Genomic DNA, 21,741 nt, shown 5'->3' with positions numbered 1-21,741 from the left:
CCAACAAACGGATAATTCACACCTGTCGACCGCCTCTCCTCTCTCCCCCTCCCGGGAGGCGGTCGACGAAACCAAAATAATTAAAGGTGTGTCCCGATGAACAAGAATTCGCTGCTTGCCCTGGGTCTGCTGGCTGCCCTGCCGTTCGCTGCATCGGCTGCCGATGGCCTGTCGTACAACTACGTTGAAGGCGGCTACGTGAACACCGATGCCAAGGGCGGCGACGCCGATGGCTGGGGCGTGAAGGGCTCGGTGGCCGTCCACCCGAACTTCCACATCTTCGGCGACTACAGCGCGCAGGAAACCGACCGCTTCAAGAATGACGTCGACCAGTGGCGCCTGGGTGTCGGCTACAACTACGGCATCGCACCGAACACCGACCTGGTGGCCCGCGTGGCCTATCAGAAGTACGACGAGAAGCGCGGCCTGGACTTCAATGGCTACTCCACTGAAGTGGGCGTGCGCACCGCGTTCAACCCGTACCTGGAAGGCTACGCGCTGGCCGGCTACGAAGATTTCAGCAAGAAGCACGGCTACAACCCGGACGGCGAGTTCTACGGCCGCGTCGGTGCCACCGCCAAGTTCAACCAGAACTGGGGCCTGAGTGGCGAAGTGAAGCTGGCCAAGGCGGGCGACCGCGAGTGGTTCGTCGGCCCGCGCTTCACCTGGTAAGAAACGCTCTGTCGTTAGTGCGTGTAACTGGCGTGTGACTCTCTCTCTCTCTCCCGCACGCCATCGAAGCCCGGCCTCGCGCCGGGCTTCACTTTTCTGCGCCCCAAGCGGCTGGCGCGCGACTGAGAACCGCTCCGTCGCAGCGGAAGCCGTTCCGCTATGATCGCCCGCACATCGCCGCGCCATGCGCGATGCGCCCGCCTCAAGCCCGCAGGAACTGCCGTGAATTCCCAGCCCGCACCGATCACCGCCCTCAATCACACGCTCGACAACGAGCCGCAGCAGATCACTGCGCCGCTGACCCACTCGGCCGCCTTCCTGGTGCTGAAGGTGAAGGATGATGCGGACTCGATCGCGAAGGTGCGCGACGTGCTGGCCAGCACCGATGACCTGATCAAGAACACGGCCATCCGCGAGATCGAACGGACCTTCACCTGCAATGTGGCGATCGGCCACCGTGTGTGGCAGCCGCTGGTTGGCAGCACGCCGCCGCGCGAGCTGCATCCGTTCCGCGAGATCAAGGGCGCCACCCACACCGCGGTGTCGACCCCGGGCGATCTGCTGTACCACATCCGGGCACGCACGATGGACCTGATCGTGGCGTTCGAGCGCAACCTGCTGATGGCGTTCGGCGATGCGGTGGAGACGGTCGATGAGGTGGCCGGCTTCCGCTATTTCGACGGCCGCGACCTGCTCGATTTCGTTGACGGCACGGCCAATCCCGAAGGGTTGTCGCTGCCGGAAGCCACGATCGTCGGCGACGAGGATCCCGCGCATGCCGGCGGCAGCTACGTGGTGGTGCAGAAGTACCTGCACAACCTCGACGCATGGCGCGCGCAGAAGACCGAGGTGCAGGAGGCGATCATCGGCCGCACCAAGCACGACAACACCGAGCTGGACGATGCGCCGGCCGACGCGCAGAAGTCGCACAAGACGCTGTGCACCATCGAGGACGCCGACGGCGAGCACGACATCCTGCGCGACAACATGCCCTTCGCCAATCCGGGGCGCGGTGAGTACGGTACGTACTTCATCGGCTACACGCGCCGCCTGTGGGTGATCGAGAAGATGCTCGAGCGCATGTTCATCGGCAACCCTGCGCCGCTGCATGACCGCATCCTGGACTTCTCCACCGCGATGACCGGCGTGACCTTCTTCGCGCCTTCGCGCAAGGTGCTGGCCGACCTGGGCGGGTGATGCCTGCCCGCCATCTGCCTGTCATCCGCGCCGTCGACGATGGAGCGCTGGACGACTGCATGAGGGTGCTGCCATGGAATCCGTACTTCGCGCCGACCGTCGCCGATGGTGGCGACCGCTGGCATCGCTGATCGGCCTTCTGGCGCTGGGCGGCGCCGGGGCCGTCTCGGCCGAGGAGGCTCCACCGCACTGGATGGCCTACGCCGCCACGGCAGGCAGTGAACTGCAGCAGCGCCTGCAGCAGGAGCAGGACCCGAAGGTGCAGCGCGTGCTGGCCTGGCTGCAGGCGCACCCACAGGTGCCCACGCCGCTGCCGGTCAGCCTCTGGATCGCAGCCGATGGCCGCATCGCGAAACTGGAATTCGACAGTCTCGGCGATGCGCAGGCGGACGCGGATCTGCGCGCGACACTGCAGTCGGCGCCGCTGTCGTCGGCGCCACCGGGCGACATGCGCCAGCCGTTGCGGTTGGGGCTGGTGCTGCAGCCGAAGTGAGGTGTACCGCGCGGCACTACCGCGCCGGCAGCAGCTCGCGCTCCCGCGCCGCCGCACTCCAGGCGCGCAGGCCGAATACCGCCAGCCCCAGGAAGAACACATACAGCGCGGCCGTGACGTGCAGCGACTTGAACAGGTACGCGCCCACATAGACCACGTCCACCCCGATCCACACCCACCAGCACGCCACATGGCGGCGCGCCTGCCACCACTGGCCGACCAGGCTCAGGGCGGTCAGCATCGCGTCCAGCCATGGCAGCGCCGCATCGGTGAAGGTGTGCATGACCGTGCCCAGCGCCACGCCGCCGCACAGGCCGATGATCAGGTCACGCAGCAGTTTTCCGCGTGCCAGGGGCACGATGCGGATGCTGCCCTCATCGGCGGCGTGCTGGCGCCAGTTGATCCAGCCATAGACCAGGAAGCCGGCGAAGGCGACCTGCAGCAGCGTGTCGGAGTACAGCCTGGCCTCGGCGAACACCAGGCCGTACAGCGCCACCGACAGCAGGCCAACCGGCCACGCTGCCAGCCGCCGGCGCGCCATCAGCCATACGCCCAGCACGCTGCACAGCGCGGCGGTCCACTCGAGCACGGCGCCGCTCACAGCGCGAACGTCACCGACAGGCGTGCCTGTCGCGGTGCGCCGGGGAACAGGTAGTAGTCACCGCCGCTGCTGCCGGTGTCGCGCCAGTAGAAGCGGTTGAACACGTTGTCCACCGACAGGTTCCAGGTCACGGCGCGCTCATGCACGCGGTGGCGGAAGCGCAGGCCGGCATCGAACACCGAATAGTCCGGCGCGCGTACGCCGCCGTCGGCACGGGCCACATTGGCGGCGGCATAGCGCCAGCCACCGGTGACATCCAGGCCCTGCACGAACGGCAGTGCGTAGGCCAGGTGCACACTGGCACGCACCTTCGGCACGTTCACCAGCTGATGGCCTTCCTGGCCCGGCGTGCCGGTATCGCGTGCACGCGCCTGCAGCACGCTGGCGCTGGCGACGATCTGCAGCGCATCGGTCAGCTGGCCGTTGGCGGTCAGCTCCAGGCCGGTATGGGTCTGCGTGCCGCGCTCGACGAAGGTGTAACCGGCATCGCTGTCATCCGGCATGGCGTACTGGTAGGGCTGCGAGATGCGGAACAGCGCGGCGCCCAGGGTGAGCGAGGCAGCTGGCACGTACTTGACGCCGGCTTCCAGCTGCCGTGACTGCACCGCCGGCAGGAAGGCATCGGCGTTGGAGGTCCAGAACGGTGCCTCCTGGCCCAGCGCAATGCCGCGCACATAACTGGCGTACGCGTTGAGCTGGTCGGTGGCCTTCCATACCAGCGCGGTCTGCGGCAGGAAGCGCGACAGCCGGCTGTGCCGCTGCGGCGTGCCGCGCTTGTCGTACGCGCGCTCGTCCAGGCGGACGAAGCGGCCACCGGCCAGCCACTGCCAGTCATCGCCGAACTGCATGCGGTCCAGCGCGAACACGGCGGTCTGGCGGCTGTCCAGACGCCGTGCGGACGGGCCGGGCATCAGCGGCGAGGGCTCGTACACCGGCACCTGCGTGTCGTGGATGTTGCTGCTGCCTACGTACTCGTTGACGCTCGGTCGCCTGTCCACCGTGCGGCGGAACGTGTCGGCGCCGACCGTCAGCTGGTGGCCGACGCTGCCGGTGTCGAAGCGGCCACGCAGCTCGGCGCGCGCCTGCTGGTTGCGGCGCGTATCGTCCGGACTGCGGTAGTCGTAGATGTCGTAGTCGCCGTTGGGGGCGAAGTAGTTGCCGGGCACGCTGCCGTCAGCGCATGCGTCGGCGTAGTAGCAGCCATAGGCGAAGGCGACATTGTCGTCGATCACCGAGCGGCTGTGGCCCACCGACAGCCGCGACTGCCAGCGCTCGTTGAAGTCGTAGGTGTGTACGGCGGTGATGTTGGTGCTGGCGATCTCCACCGGGCGCTGCCACGGCTGATAGCCCAGCAGGTGCTCGCGGTCGACGCCACGAGGCAGCTCCCGTGCGCCCAGCAGCTGGTAACCGGACACCGAGCGCTGCGAACTGGTCTGGTAGTTGGCGTCCACTTCCAGCTTGCCGCGCTCACCGATCAGCCAGTCCGCTGCAAGCGAATAGAAGTTGCGGCGGCCGTCGGCGTGCTCGACGTAGGACTCGCTGCCCTCCCAGGCGGCATTGAGGCGGATGCCGAAACGCGGCGTGATCCAGTGGCCGACATCGACGGCGGCATAGCGCGAGCCTTCCGAATCGGTGCCAAGGGTAGCCGTGCGCACTTCCGCCGGGCGCTTGCCGATGTAGTTGATGATGCCGCCGGGTGCCATCACCCCCGCGGCGAGGCCGGCTTCACCCTTCAGGATCTCCACCGCCTGCACGTTCTCCAGCGCCAGCCGCTGTTCGCCGGCGATGGCCAGGCCGTTGAAGCGGTAGCCGGTGGCGGCATCGAGCGCGAAGCCGCGGATGGCGACGTTCTGGTAGTAGCCCACCGGCGCGTAGGCATCACCGAGCGAGGCGTCATTGCTGGCCAGTTCGGACAACGAGCGCACCTGTCGACGGTCGAGGTAGTCGCGTTCGAGCACGTTCACCGAGGCCGGGGTGTCCTTCCAGGATCCGCTGCCGAACGCACTGACCCGCGCGCTGTCGGCCGCCGGCCTGCCGGCCTGCACGCGGACCGCTGCCAGCTCGGTGGGCGAACGTTCGCCGCTGTCGGCTGCCAGGTCGGGGGAGGCTCCAGCCTCGCTGGCATGCAGTGGCAGCGCGGCACAGAGGGCGAGAGCGAGCAGGGTGGGACGCAGGCAGCGGTTCATTCGATTCGTCTTCGGACAACAGGGGAGACGAAGCGACGGCGCGCAGGTGCACCGGCCCGGAACGGGGGTGTGGTTGCGGCTCAAAGCTCCCTACGCCGGTGCAAACCGGATCAGGTTCCAAGGGACTCTCTCAGCCTGCAGATCCAGGCACCCCCGCTTCAGGCCGCTATTTCACTACAGATGGCAGGGATTTGCGAGCCGATGCCCTTCAGGCGGCGGCATGCAGCGCCTGCAGCAGGGCCTGGCCGGGTGCGCTGGCGAACCACGCGGCATGGCCCAGCATGAAGGGATACCAGGCGACATCGGCGTTCGCCGTCGAGCCGGTGATGCCTTCGAAGTACTCCACTTCGGACAGTGCGAAGTCGAAGTGGACCATCGGCAGCAGGTCCGCCAGCAGGTGCAGGCGGGTGGCCGACAACGGCAGCACTTCGCGGTAGCCGTCGAGCAGCGCCAGCGCGATGTCGATGCGCACCGCCTCATGGCCCCGCTCCAGCTCCAGCCAGGCCACGGCATTGCGCTCGATCGCGGTGGCCAGGTCGAACAGCGCGCTGGTGGGTGAGGCGAGGCCGAAATCCAGCACGGTGCTGACGTCGTCGCCGCGCCACAGCAGGTTGGACACATGCCAGTCGTTGTGCGCCCACAGCGGCGGCTCGGCGGACAGGCGCTCGGCCAGGCCGGCATGCCAGGGCAGGACGTCGCGGCGCAGCTGCGCCTGCCACGGAATCCGCGCCAGGTAGCGCGCCAGTCCCGGGCGGTCGGGAAGACCCGCTTCCAGCGCGCCGATGGGGTCGGCGGCGCGGATCAGCTCGTCGCGTGCCACCAGGACATGCGTGCTGCGCTGCGGGGCGTGGTAGCTGGCGGCGGCCTGATGCAGCCGGGCCAGCATGCGTCCGGCAGAACGCGCCCGTGCGATGTCCGTCAGCAGCGTCCAGGAGGCGGCGTCGCGGTACAGATCGTCACCCACCCCCGGTGAATGCAGTTCATAGGTCCAAGGCCCATGCTCGATGGCGCTGTCGCCTCCGGCGGTGGGCAGAACCTTCACCACCGGCATGCCGGCAGCGTCCAGATGGGCGATGAAGCGGTGTTCTTCCTGCAGGCAGGCGGCACTGCGCACGCTGCGGTGGTGGCGCTTGATGAACACCCGGCCGCGGGTACCCTCGACCAGCGCGGCGGCCGACAACGGCCGGGGGCTGTGCCAACGCAGGGCGCTGTCCGCGTCCAGCACCGGATAACGGCGGGCCAGCCAGGCAACCTCGGCTGCATCGATCGCGGGCCAGTCGGCAGCGACCTCATCGTTGTTGAGGCCCTGCACGCGGTGGGCGGTGGAGGTCATGCGGGGGCCGGGGGCAAAGGAGTCATCCAGGGCTGCGCATTCAACGCCATGGACGGCCCGGACGCAAACGGGCGGGTCATCGACCCGCCCGTTGCCGGTGATGCCGGGCAGTGCCGGCGAGGGTTACCAGCCGCGATGGCGACCGCGGTCGTGATAGTAACGGCGGTCGCTGTCGCGCCAGCGGCGGTCATGACCGCGGTCCCGATAGCCATAGCCCCGGTCGTAGCCGCGGTCGTAGCGGCGGTCATAACGACGGTCGTGGCGGTCCGGGGTGGTCAGGTTGCCGATCGCGCCGCCGGCCACGGCACCGCCGACGGTGGCGGCCGGATCGCCGTTGGAGATCAGGTGGCCGGCGACGCCGCCCACCACCGCACCGACGACGGTGCGCTTGTCCTTCCTCGACATGGCGCTGGCGTCGCTGACCACGGCGACACCGGCAGCAGGGCCAGGGCCATCGCCACGCCACGGAAGCTGAGAGCGGAAGTACTGAGCATGTTCGGTTCTCCTGTAGGGGCATGCCACGGTGGGCAGGGAGGGCGCGGGCGCCCTGGCTGCCGTAGTGACCACGCTGGCGCCCGGAGATTGCCGGAACATTGCGTGGGCCACTGGGCGGCGTGCGTATTCATCTAGCGTCAGGCGGCATGAAGCCTGCCTGAAAGTTCAATGGCCGGATGGACAGGATTCAGATTTTGCCGTCACGCAGATAGTCGAACAGCTCCGCATCGCCTTTCAGGCCCAGCTTCAGCATCGCATCGCCCTTCTGCCGGCTGATGGTGCTGACGCTCTTGTGCAGCTGCACCGAGATCTCCTTCACCGTCATGCCGGTGCCGAGCAACCTCAGCACCTCCAGTTCGCGCGGCGACAGCGGTTTGCCGTCGCCTTCGCGCATGCGCCAGCTGCCGGCGGCCTCGACCCGCTCGCGCAGGCTGCGGCTGATATACAGCTGGCCGCGGTTCACCGCCTGGATCGCCTGCGGCAGCTCGTCCATCGACGAACTCTTGTCGACCAGGCCGAGCACGCCGCTGTCGAGCACCATGCGCAGGATCGCCAGGTTGCTGGAAACGCTGAGCATCAGCACCTTGAGGTCGGGATGGCGGCGCCGGATCATGCCGATCATGGCGAAGCCATCGGCCTGGGGACTGCCGGGCATCGAATAGTCGGTGACCAGCAGGTCGCATGGCTGGCTGGTCAGCAGCGCCATCAGCGCCTGGGCGCTGTCGGCTTCACCGACGACCTGGCCAACGCCGCTGGACTCGATGACGGCGCGGGTTCCGATACGGACCACGGGGTGGTCGTCTGCGATGATGATGCGCAAGCTCATGCTCTAGTATGACCACCGGGCACGCCGGGCCGCGACCATCGCGGCTCCTGGCAGGATTCTAGGAGATCAACGCCGATGCGTAGCTGGGCTGTTCGCGGGCGGGTCCTGCTGCTGGCCATGTTGGGTCCTGCCGTCGCTTGGGCGCAACTCGCGCCCGGCCCATTGCCGTTGAGTCCCCTGCAACGCGAATACCTGACCGCGCACCCTCGCATCGTCGTCGGGCAGTATGACAGCGGTTGGCCCCCTTTCGAGTCGATCCACGAAGGCCAGCAGGTCGGCCTGGGACCGGACTACTTGTCGCTTTTGGCTCGTCGTTTGGGCGTGAAAGTCGAGGCACGCCGCTATCCGGACTGGACATCCGTGCTGGACGCGGCATGCCGGGGCGAGATCGATGTGGTCATGAACATCGGCCTGAGTGCCGACCGAACCCGTTGCATGGTCTACACCTCGGCCTATGTCGAAGCGCCGCTGGCGGTGGTCGGACGACCTGGAGACCTGCGTGCTTCGGAGATGCCGGATCTTGACGGACTGCGCGTCGTGATCGAGCAGGATTTCCTGACCGCACCGCAGGTGCGTGCACGGTTTCCACGCGCTCGACAACTTGTCGCAAATGGCACTTTGGCGGCGTTGCAGATGGTCAGAGACGACAAGGCCGACGTCTATATCGGTAATGCCTATGTCGCCACCGAGCTGATCGCGGCCCATCAGCTGAAGGGAGTGGTGCTGCTGCGGCCCAGCGATCTGCCGCCGGAGCGGGCGCACTTCGGCGTCCCCAACAGCAAGCAACCGCTGGCCGAGGCATTGGATCTTGCGCTGGCTGCCACCAGCCAGGCGCAGCGGGACGCGCTGGCCCAGCGCTGGCTGCGGCCTCCGGAATGGTCCGCGTCGGCGCAGCTGGCCCTGAGCCAGGCCGAAAAGCGCGTGCTGCAGCAGCCGTTGAAGATCACCTTCGCGCCCAATGCCGCGCCGCTTTCGTTCACCGACGACGACGGCCAGCCCAGCGGCCTGACCAGCGAGTACCTGCGGCGGCTGATCCAGGTCGGCGCCAACCTGGAGGTGGAAACCAGCCACGACTGGTTCGAGGTGCGCGAGAAGGCGCTGCAGGGTGAGGTGCAGGCGGTGATGGGCATTCCCACCGATTCGCGCTACCTGGGGCCGGACTGGGTGTTCAGCCAGCCCTTCATCAGCGTGCCGAGCGTGATCGTCGGCACGCGCGACAGCCCGGCGATCCTGGGGCTGGCCGATCTGCAGGGCAAGCGCGTGCTGCTGTCCGACCCGGAACGCCTGCGCGGCTACGTGCTGCAGCAGGCGCCACGGGCAAAGATCATTCCCGCGCGCAGTGGCGAGCAGGCGTTGCAGCGATTGGCCAATGGCGAGGCCGATGCCTACGTGGGCAACCTGGTCCTGGTCGATCACCTGTTGCGCAACCGCTTCCCGGGCCGTCTGCAGATCCTTGCGCCGGCCGGATTCGGCGACCAGCTGGCGCTGGCTGTCGACCGTCGCCATGCCGCCCTGGCGACCACCTTCGACCGCCTGCTGCTGCAGATGTCACCGCGGGAGCATGAGGCGCTGCGGGGCGACTGGCTGGCCGTGGAATATCGCAGTGGCGTGGACTGGGACGCCGTGCTGCATTGGGGGCTTCCGCTGCTGCTGGTGCTGCTGACCGGGGCGGTGGTGCATGGCGTCGGTCACTGGCGGCTGCGCCGGGAGGTGGCCGGTCGCCGCCATCTGGAGCAGCGCCTGGCCGAGGTCACCGACAATCTGCCTGCGGTGGTCTACCAGGCACGTCGCGACGCGGACGGCAGCCTGGCCTTCCCCTTCATCGCAGGCGACCTGCAGGCACTGTTCGGCATTCCGCGGCAGCGTGCCGAGCAGGATGCGCAGGCGCTGCTGGCGCGGATCGAGGACACCGACCGCCAGGCCGTGCTGCAGGCCATCGACCAGGCGGCCCGCCAGTTCGCGCCGCTGGCCTTCGAGTTCCGCCTGCTGCCGGGTGATGACGGCACGCCCGCGCGCTGGGTACGCAGCCAGGCTCACCCTTACGCCACCGAGGCCGGCGCCGTCACCTGGAGCGGCTACTGGGTGGACGTGACCCAGGCACGCGTACAGGCCGATGCGCTGGCGGCGGCCAAGATCGAGGCGGAACAGGCGGCCGAGGCCAAATCACGCTTCCTGGCCACGATGAGTCATGAGATCCGCACGCCGATGAGCGGTGTACTGGGCATGCTGGAAGTGCTGGCGCACTCGCCGCTGGATGCAGAACAGCAGCGCATCCTTGCCGTGATCGAGGATTCTGCGCAGATGCTGCGGCAGATCCTCGATGACATCCTCGACTACTCGCGCATCGAAGCCGGTGCGCTGCGCCTGGAACCGGTGCCATTGTCACTGCGGACCCTGCTGGAAGGCGTGTGCCGGCTGATGTCGGCGCAGGCCAGCGCGCGTGGCCTGGCCCTGCACGTGCAGATCGATCCGCAGCTGGCTGCGGCGCATGAAGTGGATGGCGTGCGCCTGCGGCAGATCGTCTTCAACCTGCTCAGCAATGCCATCAAGTTCACCGCGCAGGGCGATGTGTGGCTGCGGCTGGAGGTGCTCGGGCCGACCACCACCGATGGCAGTCAGCCGTTGTGCCTGAGCGTCATCGATACCGGCATGGGCATCGCGCCGGAACAGCTGCAGCACCTCTTCGCGCCGTTCACCCAGGCCGGTGCATACATCCAGCGCGACCACGGCGGAACCGGCCTGGGCCTGAGCATCTGCCAGCGGCTGGTGCAGATGATGGACGGCACGTTGACCCTGCAGAGCACGCTCGGCGAGGGCACCCGCGCGGAGGTCCGTCTGTCGCTGGTGGAAGCCGGCATCGAGGACGTCGCCGTGCTGGCGAGCGAGCACGAGCAGGCGGCGCTGCTGCCGACCGCGCTGCGCCAGAGCCGCGTGCTGGTGATCGAGGATCATCCGACCAACCAGGCGATGATGGCCTGGCGGCTGCAGCAGCTGGGCCTTCCGCACGTGCTGGTGAGTGATGGCCAGCAGGCGCTGGACCGGTTGGCGTCGGAACACTTCGACCTGGTGATCACCGATTGCCGCATGCCGGTTCTCGATGGCTTTGCGTTCACCCGCCTGCTGCGCGAGCGCGAAGGCCGCCAGGGCCAGGCGCGCATGCCGGTACTGGCATTGACGGCCAGCGTGCTGGACGACGACGCGCGACGTTGCCGCGAGGCCGGCATGGATGAGGTGCTGGCCAAGCCGTTGTCGCTGGCTACGCTGCGCGCGGCGTTGATGCGATGGCTGCCGCAGGCGTCCGTGGCACCGGAGGCGACCGCCGAGTCGTCCGCAGCGGTGGAGGGCGACGCATCGCTGGACCTGGCGGGCCTGCAGCGGCGCTTCGGTTCGCATGCGGTCGCCGTGCAGCTGGCCGCCACCCTGCTGCAGGCCAGCGAGGTGGATATCGCGGCCGTGCAGCGTGCGGTGCAGGCCGGCGACCGCGAGGCCGCCGCCCTGCACCTGCATCGCCAGGCCGGGGGGCTCGGGGCGGTGGGTGCGCATGCGCTGGCAACGCAGGCCAATGCCCTGGTCGAACGCCTGGAAGACGCCGGAGAAGTGGACAGCGCGCCGTTGTTCGCCGAGGTCCAGGCGTTCCTGTCACGCCTGCAGCAGCAGCTGCAGGGGCTGTCTCACTGAGCGGACTGCTGCTGCAGGTAAGCGATCACCAGCGCACGTCGTTCGGCGCTGGGAAACGCGTTGTACATGCGCGTGCCGGGCACCTGCTGCGTTGGTGACTGCAGGAAGGCATCCAGGGTCTGCGCGGTCCAGACGATGTCGGCCCGGCGCATGCCCTGCGAATAGCCATAGTCGGGCAGGCTGCCAGCGCGGCGTCCGATCACACCGTGCAGGTTGGGGCCGAACCGGTGGATGCCACCGGCCTGCACCGTGTGGCAGCCCGCACACAGTTCGAATGCGCGCTGCATCGCCTGTTGTCGCGCCTGCTCAGGCGTGGCCGGTGGCGTGGCCGTGCGCTGGCAGCCGCTGCACGCCAGCAGCAGGACGAGGGCAGGGAGCAGACGGAAGGCACGCATGGGCGGAGAGGATAGCCGTGGCCGCCGCGGGCCGGGCTGCGACACGCGGTCGCAGCCCGCTGCGGTCACATGCCCGAGTAGTTCGGGCCGCCGCCGCCCTGGGGGGTCACCCAGACGATGTTCTGGGTGGGATCCTTGATGTCGCAGGTCTTGCAGTGCACGCAGTTCTGCGCGTTGATCTGCAGGCGTGCGTTGTCGGCTTCGCCAACGAACTCGTACACGCCGGCCGGGCAGTAGCGCGCTTCCGGGCCGGCGTACTCGGCCAGGTTCACCTTCACCGGAATGCTCGGGTCCTTCAGGGTCAGGTGGCTGGGCTGGTTCTCGTCGTGGTTGGTGCTGCTCAGGAACACCGAACTGAGACGGTCGAAGGTCAGCACCCCGTCCGGCTTCGGGTAGCTGATGCGGGTGTGCTGGGCCGCCGGCTCCAGGCAGGCGTGGTCCGGCTGCGTACGGTGCAGCGTCCACGGCGGGTTGCGCACGCCCAGCTTGGGCAGCAGCCACTGCTCCACACCGGTCATCAGCGTGGCCACGGTCTGGCCCTTCTTGAACCACTGCTTGAAGTTCTTGGCCTGCTGCAGTTCGGTGAACAGCCAGCTGGCTTCGAAGGCCTGCGGATAGGCGCTCAGTTCATCGTGCTGGCGATCGGCGGCCAGCGCGTCGAACGCGGCGTCGGCGCACAGCATGCCGGTCTTGATCGCGGCGTGGCTGCCCTTGATGCGGCTGGCGTTGAGATAACCGGCCTCGCAACCGACCAGCGCGCCACCGGGGAACACCGTCTTCGGCAGCGACAGCAGGCCGCCGGCGGTGATCGCACGCGCGCCGTAGCCGATGCGGGTACCGCCTTCCAGATGCTTGCGGATATCCGGATGGGTCTTGAAGCGCTGGAATTCCTCGAACGGGCTCAGCCAGGGGTTCTTGTAGTCCAGGCCGACCACGTAGCCGATGGCGACCTTGCCGCCGTCGGCGTGGTAGAGGAACGCGCCGCCGTAGGTGTCGCTGTCCAGCGGCCAGCCGGCGGCGTGCACCACCAGGCCCGGCTCATGCCTGGCCGGGTCGATCTGCCACAGTTCCTTGATGCCGATGCCGTAGGCCTGCGGGTCCTTGCCTTCGTCCAGCTTGTAGCGGGCGATCAGCTGGCGGCCGAGGTGGCCGCGCGCGCCTTCGGCGAAGACCGTGTACTTGGCGTGCAGTGCCATGCCGCGCTCGAAGGCCGGGCCGATGCTGCCGTCCTTCTCGATGCCCATGTCGCCGGTGGCCACGCCGATCACTTCGCCGGTGTCGCCGTACAGCACCTCGGCGGCGGCGAAGCCGGGGAAGATCGCCACTTCCAGCGCCTCGGCCTGCTGCGCCAGCCAGCGGGTCACTTCGCCCAGGCTGATGATGTAGTTGCCTTCGTTGTGGAAGCACTCCGGCAGCAGCGCATTGGGCGTGCTGCGCGACCCGGTCTCGCTGAGGAACAGGAACTCGTCGCGGGTGACCTTCTGCTTCAGCGGTGCGCCGCGTTCGGCCCAGTCCGGGAACAGTTCGGTCAGGGCGCGCGGGTCCATCACCGCACCGGACAGAACATGTGCACCGGGCTCGGAGCCCTTCTCCAGCACGCACACCGACAGTTCGCGGCCGGCTTCGATCGCACGCTGGCGCAGGCGGATCGCGGTGGCCAGCCCGGCTGGGCCGGCACCGACGATCACCACGTCGAACTCCATTACTTCACGCGGGGGCAGGGCGTTGGCTTCAGCGCTCATCGATTGCATGACTCGTGGGTAGTGCCGGTAGCAGGGCCACCGGCGGTTGCCTGGAAATCGCGCGTGCAGCCACGGCGAAACGGTTGTTTGAATGTGTCAGGGTACCGGGACGGGCGTGATCGAGCTAGATCGCCGATGTTCACGTCGTGATTGCTGCACTGCAGCGCACGCCCGCAGCCGGGTGGGTGCCGACCCTGGTCGGCACGCGCTTCCCGGATGACCGACAATGGCCCGGTCCCGACTGCGTGTGAGTGCCATGGCCCTGGATCCGTACGACCTGTTCGATGTCCGTTCCCTGCTCAGCGAGGAAGAGCGCGCCGTACAGGACAGCGTGGCCCGTTTCACCAACGAGCGCGTGCTGCCGATCATCGGCGATGCATTTGACCAGGCGCGCTTCCCGGCCGAACTGGTACCGGAGATCGCATCGCTGGGCCTGCTGGGCGCGACACTGCCGGCCGAATACGGTGGCGGTGGCCTCGGCGCGGTCAGCTATGGCCTGATCTGCCAGGAGCTGGAGCGCGGCGATTCGGGCCTGCGCAGCTTCGTTTCGGTGCAGAGCTCGCTGTGCATGTATCCCATCTACGCGTACGGCAGCGAGGAACAGCGCCAGCAGTGGTTGCCGGCGATGGCACGCGGCGAACTGATCGGCTGCTTCGGCCTGACCGAGGCGCACGGTGGGTCCGACCCGGCCAGCATGAAGACCCGAGCGGTACGCGACGGCAGCGACTGGCGCATCAGCGGCAGCAAGATGTGGATCACCAGCGGCCCGGTGGCCGACCTGGCCATCGTCTGGGCACAGACCGAGGACGGCATCCAGGGCTTCGTGCTGGAGAAGGGCATGGCCGGTTTCACCACGCAGGAAATCAAGCACAAGATGAGCCTGCGCGCCTCGTTGACCGGCGCGCTGTTCTTCGACGATGTGCGCGTGCCCGACAGCCACCGCCTGCCGAACGTGAAGGGCCTGAAGGGGCCGCTCGGGTGCCTGACCCAGGCGCGTTATGGGATCAGCTGGGGCCCGATCGGCGCGGCCATCGCCTGCCTGGATGAAGCGCTGGGCTACGCCAAGGAGCGCGTGCTGTTCGGCCGCCCGCTGGCCGCCACCCAGAGCGCGCAGATCAAGCTGGCGGAAATGGCCCGCCGCATCACCACCGCCCAGCTGCTGGCCCTGCAACTGGGCCGGCTGAAGGAAGCCAGCCAGCTGCAGCCACAGCAGGTCAGCCTGGCCAAGTGGAACAACTGCCGCATGGCCATCGACATCGCCCGCGAGTGTCGCGATCTGCTCGGTGGGGCTGGCATCACCACCGAACACGTGGCGATCCGGCACGCGCTGAACCTCGAATCGGTGATCACCTATGAAGGCACCGAGACCGTGCATCAGCTGGTGATTGGCCGCGAACTGACCGGCATCAACGCGTTCTGAGTGCACCGGTAGTGCCGGCCGCTGGCCGGCGTTGCCGAGTAGGGTGGGCGACATGGGACGCCTATCCGGAGATGCAAGCTGAATGAAGAACAATCCCGTTGTAAGGCTGCTGTGTCTCCCGTTGCTCTTCCAAGCCTCCGTGCTGCAGATGGCGTGGGCAGGCGACGGAGATGATGGGGCATGGGCAGGCAGCTATTCGCAGGCGAGCGATCTGTGTACCGAACCTGGCAACGGACGTAGTTGCCGCGATGGGTTCAGGGACCGCCTGTCGATCGTCGAAGAATCACTAGGCTATAGGGTTGAGCTGCACAGTACCCAGGCGATGCAGCACGTCTGCTCCTTCGTGCTGCATATGAAGCCAGAAGGCGGAAAACTGATTCATCAGTCCGAACTAGGCACAGTGGCTATCGAGAAACATGCAGGTGCGCTGAGAGTCTCATCCGGCGGGATCGACCCGACGGTGACGGGCTTGGGCATGTGCGGTGCGCATGCCGATATTGATGGTCTGGAGTTTTCTTCTGTCGGCAATCGCACGCGCCCCGGGCAACGCAAGGGCGCCCACTCCTGATTGATCCAGGCGGAAGGCATCCACGCATGGCGTGGATCTACCGCGCGGCTGTTGGGTCCGCCTTGAAGCGAGCCGAGCACCGCAGGTCCGGCGGGGGCGAAGAGGCGCGGGTGTCTGAGCGCAGCGAGTTCCGCGCCGTCCCCCGGCGGGCCGAGGAGCGCAGGGTACCGGTGCGCAGCACCGGCTCGCGGGCGGCGGCGCGTTTCTTTGGTTACTTTCTTTGCGCGAGCAAAGAAAGTGACACACGCAAATTACGCGCCGCCGGCAAACCCGTGCTGCCGCCAGGCTTCATACATCACCACGGCAACGGTGTTGGAAAGATTGAGGCTGCGGTTGTCCGGCCGCATCGGCAGGCGCAGGCGCCGGCCATCCGGCAGTGCATCGAGCACGTCCTGCGGCAGGCCACGGCTTTCCGGGCCGAACAGGAAGGCATCGCCCTCTTCAAAGGCCACGCTGTCGTAGCGCACGCTGGCGCGGGTACTGAGTGCGAACAACCGATTCGGTGCGATCCGCGCCAGCGCGGTGTCCAGGTCGGGGTGCACCTGCAGGCGCGAGTACTCGTGGTAGTCCAGGCCGGCGCGCTTGAGCTGCTTGTCTTCCAGTGCGAAGCCGAGTGGCTCGACCAGGTGCAGCTGCGCGCCGGTGTTGGCGCAGAGCCGGATCACATTGCCCGTGTTGGGCGGGATTTCCGGTTGGAACAGGATCACGTGGAACTGGGGTGCGGCATTCATCGGCGCAGTGTACCTGCGACGGCTGCCAGTACGGCGCACGCCCTGCCAGGGCAGGGCGGGCACCGCTTACGGGCGCAGCAGGACCTGGGCGGTTTCGGTGGCCAGGGCCTGCAGGTCGGCCGCGCTCGGACGCACCTGCAGGGTCGGCAGGTTGACGATCACCTGGTTGGCAACGCTGGTGGCGGCGGCGGCCAGGGTGGCTGCGTAGCGCTGTGCTTCCAGTTCGGCGGCCAGGGCGACGCGCTGTTCCAGGCTCGGGCGCACTTCCACCGCGGCCAGGGTGGTGATCGGCAGGGCGGCGGCGACCGGGGCGGCGGTGAAGCCGTCGCGTTCGGCCAGCTGGTCGGCGCTGGGGCGCACTTCCACGGTGGCCAGGGTCGGAATGCCGCTGGCCTGTTCCCAGGCCTGCTGGGCCAGTTGGTCGGCGGCCGGGCGAACCTGCACGGTGGCCAGGGTCTTGATGGATTCGGAGGCCTGCACCGACGAAACAACCGCGGTGCCGGCGATCAGGGCGATGGCGATGGCAATGGTCTTGGCGTTCATGACGGGGCCTGTTTAGTGTTGTTGATCGGTGGTGTGGTAGTAAGGTAGAACACCAATTCGGGGGATGCAAGGGAAATTTTCGATTTCTTGCGTTTGTTCAGTCTTCAGTCAGCTTTTGTCTGAAGCCCTTCTTGGCGCAGGAAGTACCAAGCAAACCCCGTGCCAACTTTTAATCATTGATTTGAAAGGGTTTTTATTCCGCCTGAAAGTGTCCGCGGGGCGGACACCTGTCCATCCGAGGGGGCGCGGACACTGTCCGGACGCGGGGGCGGGGGAGACGTGACTGCTGTCGGGGGCCGTCGACAAGGCCCTGAACGGCTGCGAGGGCAAACACCCCCAGTGACTGCTGGCGGATTCCGGGCACCGGATGGGCACGCTAGGATCGGGCTTCACCAACGTGACCAAGGATCCGGAAATGTCTCTCGCCCTGCGCCCGCGTGCTGCACTGCTCGCTGTTGCCCTCAGCACTGCCCTGGGCACGCTCGCGCCCACTCCTGCACTGGCGGCCAAGACGGTCACGCCGGCCAAGGTCGATATTCCGTTCGAGCAGTTCACCCTGCCCAACGGGCTGCGCGTGATCGTGCATACCGATCGCAAGGCGCCGATCGTGGCGGTCAACGTCTGGTATCACGTCGGCAGCAAGGACGAGCCTGCGGGCCGCACCGGTTTCGCCCACCTGTTCGAACACCTGATGTTCCAGAGCAGCGAAAACCACGACGGCGAGTATTTCGAACCGTTCAAGCAGGTGGGTGCCACCGGCCAGAACGGCACCACCAATACCGATCGCACCAATTACTTCGAGAACGTGCCGACCACCGCGCTGGACATGGCGTTGTGGATGGAGTCGGACCGCATGGGCCATCTGCTCGGTGCGATCGACCAGGCGGCGCTGGACGAGCAGCGTGGCGTGGTGCAGAACGAGAAGCGCCAGGGCGAGAACCAGCCCTACGGCCAGGCCTGGGAGAAGCTCAACCGTGCGATGTACCCGGCCGGCCACCCATATCACCACAGCGTGATCGGCTCGATGAACGACCTCAACGCGGCCTCGCTGGATGACGTCAAGACCTGGTTCCGCACCTGGTATGGCCCGAACAACGCGGTGCTGGTGCTGGCAGGCGATATCGACGTGGCCACCGCCAAGGAGAAGGTGGCCCGTTACTTCGGCAGCATCCCGGCCGGTCCGAGCATGGCGCAGCCGAAGGTCGACGTGGCCAAGCGCCCGGCCGACACCCGCGAGACGATGACCGACAAGGTGCCGCAGTCGCGCATCTACCGCGCCTGGAACGTGCCGCAGGTCGGCACCACCGACGTCGACCAGCTGCAGCTGCTGGCCTATGTGCTCGGCGGCGCCAAGTCCTCGCGCCTGAGCCAGCGACTGCAGCACCAGGACAAGCTGGTGGACAACATCAGCGCCGGCGCCTACGCCTCGCAGCTGGGTTCCAACTTCATCGTCATGGCCACGGTGAAGCAGGGCCAGGATCCGGCCAAGGTCGAGAAGATCATCGACGAAGAACTGGACCGGTTGATCAAGGAGGGCCCCACGGCCGACGAGCTGGCGCGTGCCAAGACCGGCTCGCGCGCAGCGTTCATCCGCGGCATCGAGCGCATCGGTGGTTTCGGTGGCAAGGCCGACGCACTGGCCGAATGCGCGGTCTACACCGGCGACCCGGGCTGCTTCCGCACGTCGCTGGCCAACATCGACAAGGCGACCGCGGCCGACCTGAAGCGCCTGGGCGCACAGTGGCTGGACGTCGGCAGCCACACGCTGGTGGTCGAACCGGGCGAGCGCGTGGCGCTGAAGGAAGATCCCTCACAGGCGCCGAAGCCGTTCAACGTGCCGGCGGTGGACCCGAAGTACAGCACTCTGCCGGAGCAGGTGGACCGCAAGGCCGGCGTGCCGCAGACCCGTGAATTCCCGCAGCTGAAGTTCCCCGCCCTGCAGCGCGCCACGCTGAAGAACGGCACCCAGGTGGTGCTGGCCGAGCGCCACGAGATTCCGGTGGTGCAGTTCAGCTACCAGTTCCCGGGTGGATTCACCGCCGACCAGGGCCGCAAGCCGGGCACCGCCAACTTCACCATGAACCTGATGACCGAAGGCGCCGGCAAGCTCGGCTCGCTGGCCTTCGCCGATGCCGCCGATGCGCTGGGTGCAAGCCTGGACGCCGGTGCCGGCCTGGATTCGGTGACCGTGGACCTGTCGGCACTGAAGGAGAACCTGGTGCCATCGCTGGCCCTGTACCGCGATCTGCTGCGCGAGCCGCGCTTCGAACAGGCCGAGATCGACCGGGTCAAGGCCACCTGGATCGCCGGCATCCAGCAGGAGAAGGTCAACCCGAACGCGGTGGCCATGCGCGTGCTGCCGCCGCTGCTGTACGGCAAAGGCCATCCGTACGCCATTCCGTTCACCGGCAGCGGTGATGAAGCGGCCATCAGCAGCCTCACCCGCGAGGATCTGGTCGACTTCCACCGCGACTGGCTGCGCCCGCAGGACGGCACCCTGATCGTGGTGGGCGATACCACGCTGGCCGAGATCGTGCCCCTGCTGGACAAGCAGCTGGGCGACTGGAAGGCCACGGGCGATGCGCCGCAGGTGAAGGCGGCCACCGATGTGGCGCTGCCGAAGGGCCCGCGCGTGTTCCTGATCGACCAGCCCGGCGCGATCCAGGCAAACCTGTTCGCCGGCCAGGTGGTACCACCGTCCAGTGACGCCAGCTCGACCCGCTTCGATATCGCCAACGGTGTGATCGGCGGTGACTTCACCTCGCGGCTGAACATGAACCTGCGCGAGGACAAGCACTGGTCCTATGGTGCGCGCAGCAGTGCGCCGAACTCGGTCGGACAGCGGCCGTGGGCGGCCAGTGCCCCCGTGCAGATCGACAAGACCGGCCCGGCGCTGGCCGAGATGCAGAAGGAAATCGTCGAGTTCAGCACGGGCAGCAAGCCGGCCACCGCTGCCGAGGTCAACCGCATCCGCAACATCCAGACGCTGAGCCTGCCGGGCGCCTATGAGACCGCCAGTGCGGTCGCCGCGACCATCAGCAGCATCGTGCAGTTCAAGCGGCCGGATGACTATGTGCTGCGTCGCAAGGCCGAGATCGAGGCGATGACGCCGGCCCAGGTGCAGCAGGCTGCGGCCGAGATCAAGCCGCAGGCGCTGACCTGGGTAGTGGTGGGCGACCTCAAGCAGACCGAGGCGGCCGTGCGCGCGCTGAACCTGGGCGAGGTGACCGTGCTGGATGCCGAAGGCAAGCCGGTCAAGAAGTAAGGGACAGGCCTGCCCGCCACGGCGGGCAGGCCTCCCGGCTACCCTCGATTCAGGCGGTTCAGGCAGAATCCCCCTCATACCCTTCCAGGATCTGCCCATGCGCGTTCTGCTGCTTTCCTCCCTGCTGCTCACCGTCACCGCCTGTACCTGGGTGCCGATCGAACCGGCCGGGAAGACCGTCCGCGTGCTGCCGGCCGGGCCGGCGCCGACCGGCTGCATCACCAAGGGCGAGGTGGTGGTCACCGTGAAGAGCAAGGTCGGCTTCTACAACCGCAACCCGCTGCGCGTGCAGGAAGAACTGGAAACGCTGGCCCGCAACGAGGCCCCCAGCGCCGGCGCCAATGCCGTACAGGCCGCCGCACCGCCGGCCGATGGCAGCCAGCGCTTTGCCGCCTTCCAGTGCCCGCCGCGCTGAATCCTTCACCATACGGGCAAGCCTGAATTCGTAAAGATGCGGTGAAGGCCCGGGGGGTTATAGAATAGCGCCCCCTTTTGCCTGAGCCTTGGCGCTAACCTCGATGCTCTTCAAGAATGTCTCGATCGCCGGCCTGGCACACGTCGATGCGCCTCATACGCTGACGACGAAGGAAATCAACGAACGCCTGCAGCCGACGCTGGACCGGCTGGGCATCCGCACCGACGTGCTCGGCGATATCGCCGGCATCCACGCCCGCCGCCTGTGGGACAACGGCGTGCTGGCCTCGGACGCGGCCACCATGGCCGGTCGCAAGGCACTGGAAGATGCCGGCATCGAAGCCACCCAGGTCGGCCTGCTGGTCAATACCTCGGTCAGCCGCGACTACCTGGAGCCGTCCACGGCCTCCATCGTCTCGGGCAATCTGGGTGTCAGCGACGAATGCATGACGTTCGATGTCGCAAATGCCTGCCTGGCTTTCATCAACGGCATGGACATCGCAGCGCGCATGATCGAGCGCGGTGACATCGACTATGCGCTGGTGGTGGACGGCGAAACCGCCAACCTGGTGTACGAGAAGACGCTGGAGCGCATGACCGCGCCGGACGTCACCGCCGACGATTTCCGCAACGAACTGGCGGCGCTGACCACCGGTTCGGGCGCTGCCGCCATGGTGATGGCGCGCTCGGAACTGGTGCCGGATGCCCCGCGCTACAAGGGCGGCGTCACCCGTTCGGCGACCGAATGGAACCAGCTGTGCTTGGGCAACCTGGACCGCATGGTGACCGACACCCGCCTGCTGCTGATCGAAGGCATCAAGCTGGCGCAGAAGACGTTCACTGCGGCCAAGATCGCGCTGGGCTGGGCGGTGGAAGAACTGGACCAGTTCGTCATCCACCAGGTCAGCCAGCCGCACACCGCAGCGTTCATCAAGAACTTCGGCATCGACCCGAAGAAGGTCATGACCATCTTCGGCGAGCACGGCAACATCGGCCCGGCGTCGGTACCGATCGTGCTGAGCAAGCTCAAGCAGCTGGGCAAGCTGAAGAAGGGTGATCGCATCGCGCTTCTGGGCATCGGCTCGGGCCTGAACTGCTCGATGGCCGAAGTGGTCTGGTAAACAGACCCCTGCGTTGAATCCTGGGGCCGGTACTACCGGCCCTTTTTACAGGTGCGACCTG

General features: G+C 67.3%; 18 protein-coding genes and 1 riboswitch. Of the genes, 9 read left to right on the top strand and 9 right to left on the bottom strand.

Translation table 11 applies throughout. From position 1 onward, the window contains the following. The first annotated feature begins 96 nt into the window (after positions 1–96). The 3 genes from ACX9OW_RS16060 (at position 97) to ACX9OW_RS16050 (ending at position 2,362) form a co-directional block, all read left to right on the top strand. Positions 97–672, top strand: coding sequence for an OmpO family porin (locus ACX9OW_RS16060; RefSeq protein WP_065174160.1), 576 nt, complete (start codon positions 97–99; stop codon positions 670–672). A 222-nt stretch (positions 673–894) separates the two neighbouring features. Next, entirely contained in the window at positions 895–1,869 is a 975-nt protein-coding gene (locus tag ACX9OW_RS16055) for a Dyp-type peroxidase (protein ID WP_074902309.1), read from the top strand. Between the two features lie 73 nt (positions 1,870–1,942). Then, a complete protein-coding gene (locus ACX9OW_RS16050; protein ID WP_111186518.1) occupies positions 1,943–2,362 on the top strand; it encodes a hypothetical protein in 420 nt (139 codons plus the stop codon). Between the two features lie 16 nt (positions 2,363–2,378). Here ACX9OW_RS16050 and pnuC read toward each other — a convergent pair whose 3' ends face one another. The 5 genes from pnuC to ACX9OW_RS16025 form a co-directional block, all read right to left on the bottom strand. Beyond that, on the bottom strand, positions 2,379–2,951 hold the full coding sequence (gene pnuC / locus ACX9OW_RS16045) for a nicotinamide riboside transporter PnuC (protein ID WP_053518445.1): 573 nt from the start codon (positions 2,949–2,951) through the stop codon (positions 2,379–2,381). 8 nt (positions 2,952–2,959) lie between these two features. Further along, positions 2,960–5,149 carry a TonB-dependent receptor gene (locus tag ACX9OW_RS16040; protein ID WP_445393934.1) on the bottom strand — a complete coding sequence of 730 codons (2,190 nt, stop codon included), beginning with the start codon at positions 5,147–5,149 and terminating at the stop codon, positions 2,960–2,962. A 70-nt stretch (positions 5,150–5,219) separates the two neighbouring features. After that, positions 5,220–5,314: riboswitch (TPP riboswitch) on the bottom strand. Between the two features lie 43 nt (positions 5,315–5,357). Continuing rightward, on the bottom strand, positions 5,358–6,482 hold the full coding sequence (locus tag ACX9OW_RS16035) for a phosphotransferase enzyme family protein (protein ID WP_445393933.1): 1,125 nt from the start codon (positions 6,480–6,482) through the stop codon (positions 5,358–5,360). A 123-nt stretch (positions 6,483–6,605) separates the two neighbouring features. Continuing rightward, entirely contained in the window at positions 6,606–6,908 is a 303-nt protein-coding gene (locus ACX9OW_RS16030) for a glycine zipper 2TM domain-containing protein (RefSeq protein WP_459062548.1), read from the bottom strand. Positions 6,909–7,164: 256 nt separating this feature from the next. Then, complete coding sequence (locus ACX9OW_RS16025) at positions 7,165–7,803, bottom strand: response regulator (RefSeq protein WP_053518414.1); 639 nt, start codon at positions 7,801–7,803, stop codon at positions 7,165–7,167. Positions 7,804–7,878: 75 nt separating this feature from the next. Between ACX9OW_RS16025 and ACX9OW_RS16020 the strand changes: the two genes are divergently transcribed. Next, entirely contained in the window at positions 7,879–11,481 is a 3,603-nt protein-coding gene (locus ACX9OW_RS16020; protein ID WP_459062547.1) for an ATP-binding protein, read from the top strand. On the opposite strand, the gene ACX9OW_RS16015 is transcribed toward ACX9OW_RS16020, so the two are convergent. Both ACX9OW_RS16015 and ACX9OW_RS16010 read right to left on the bottom strand, forming a co-directional pair. Next, positions 11,475–11,876 carry a c-type cytochrome gene (locus ACX9OW_RS16015; RefSeq protein WP_053518416.1) on the bottom strand — a complete coding sequence of 134 codons (402 nt, stop codon included), beginning with the start codon at positions 11,874–11,876 and terminating at the stop codon, positions 11,475–11,477. The genes ACX9OW_RS16020 and ACX9OW_RS16015 overlap by 7 nt on opposite strands. A gap of 65 nt (positions 11,877–11,941) precedes the next feature. Then, the gene (locus tag ACX9OW_RS16010) at positions 11,942–13,618 is read right to left on the bottom strand and encodes an electron transfer flavoprotein-ubiquinone oxidoreductase (RefSeq protein ID WP_283219043.1); all 1,677 of its coding nucleotides are present in this window, start codon (positions 13,616–13,618) and stop codon (positions 11,942–11,944) included. Between the two features lie 256 nt (positions 13,619–13,874). On the opposite strand from ACX9OW_RS16010, the gene ACX9OW_RS16005 reads away from it, so the two are divergent. After that, positions 13,875–15,038, top strand: coding sequence for an acyl-CoA dehydrogenase family protein (locus tag ACX9OW_RS16005; RefSeq protein WP_253118428.1), 1,164 nt, complete (start codon positions 13,875–13,877; stop codon positions 15,036–15,038). Positions 15,039–15,120: 82 nt separating this feature from the next. After that, the gene (locus ACX9OW_RS16000) at positions 15,121–15,606 is read left to right on the top strand and encodes a hypothetical protein (protein ID WP_346480096.1); all 486 of its coding nucleotides are present in this window, start codon (positions 15,121–15,123) and stop codon (positions 15,604–15,606) included. A gap of 251 nt (positions 15,607–15,857) precedes the next feature. Here the strand turns inward: ACX9OW_RS16000 and ACX9OW_RS15995 are convergent, their stop codons facing one another. Further along, complete coding sequence (locus ACX9OW_RS15995; RefSeq protein ID WP_061479351.1) at positions 15,858–16,337, bottom strand: tRNA (cytidine(34)-2'-O)-methyltransferase; 480 nt, start codon at positions 16,335–16,337, stop codon at positions 15,858–15,860. Between the two features lie 66 nt (positions 16,338–16,403). Next, positions 16,404–16,880, bottom strand: coding sequence for an XAC0231 family protein (locus ACX9OW_RS15990; protein ID WP_065182052.1), 477 nt, complete (start codon positions 16,878–16,880; stop codon positions 16,404–16,406). A gap of 415 nt (positions 16,881–17,295) precedes the next feature. Here ACX9OW_RS15990 and ACX9OW_RS15985 point away from each other — a divergent pair, with 415 nt between their 5' ends. The 3 genes from ACX9OW_RS15985 (at position 17,296) to ACX9OW_RS15975 (ending at position 21,680) form a co-directional block, all read left to right on the top strand. Continuing rightward, positions 17,296–20,145: a M16 family metallopeptidase gene (locus ACX9OW_RS15985; protein WP_459062546.1), complete on the top strand. Its 2,850-nt coding sequence runs from the start codon at positions 17,296–17,298 to the stop codon at positions 20,143–20,145. A 97-nt stretch (positions 20,146–20,242) separates the two neighbouring features. Continuing rightward, on the top strand, positions 20,243–20,560 hold the full coding sequence (locus tag ACX9OW_RS15980; protein WP_053518422.1) for a DUF4156 domain-containing protein: 318 nt from the start codon (positions 20,243–20,245) through the stop codon (positions 20,558–20,560). A gap of 103 nt (positions 20,561–20,663) precedes the next feature. Further along, the gene (locus ACX9OW_RS15975) at positions 20,664–21,680 is read left to right on the top strand and encodes a 3-oxoacyl-ACP synthase III (RefSeq protein ID WP_008264841.1); all 1,017 of its coding nucleotides are present in this window, start codon (positions 20,664–20,666) and stop codon (positions 21,678–21,680) included. The last annotated feature ends 61 nt before the right edge of the window (positions 21,681–21,741 follow it).

This window comes from Stenotrophomonas genospecies 5 (genome assembly GCF_054473825.1).
Note: the sequence above shows the minus strand (reverse complement) of the source record. Positions and strands in the feature narration are given on the sequence as shown.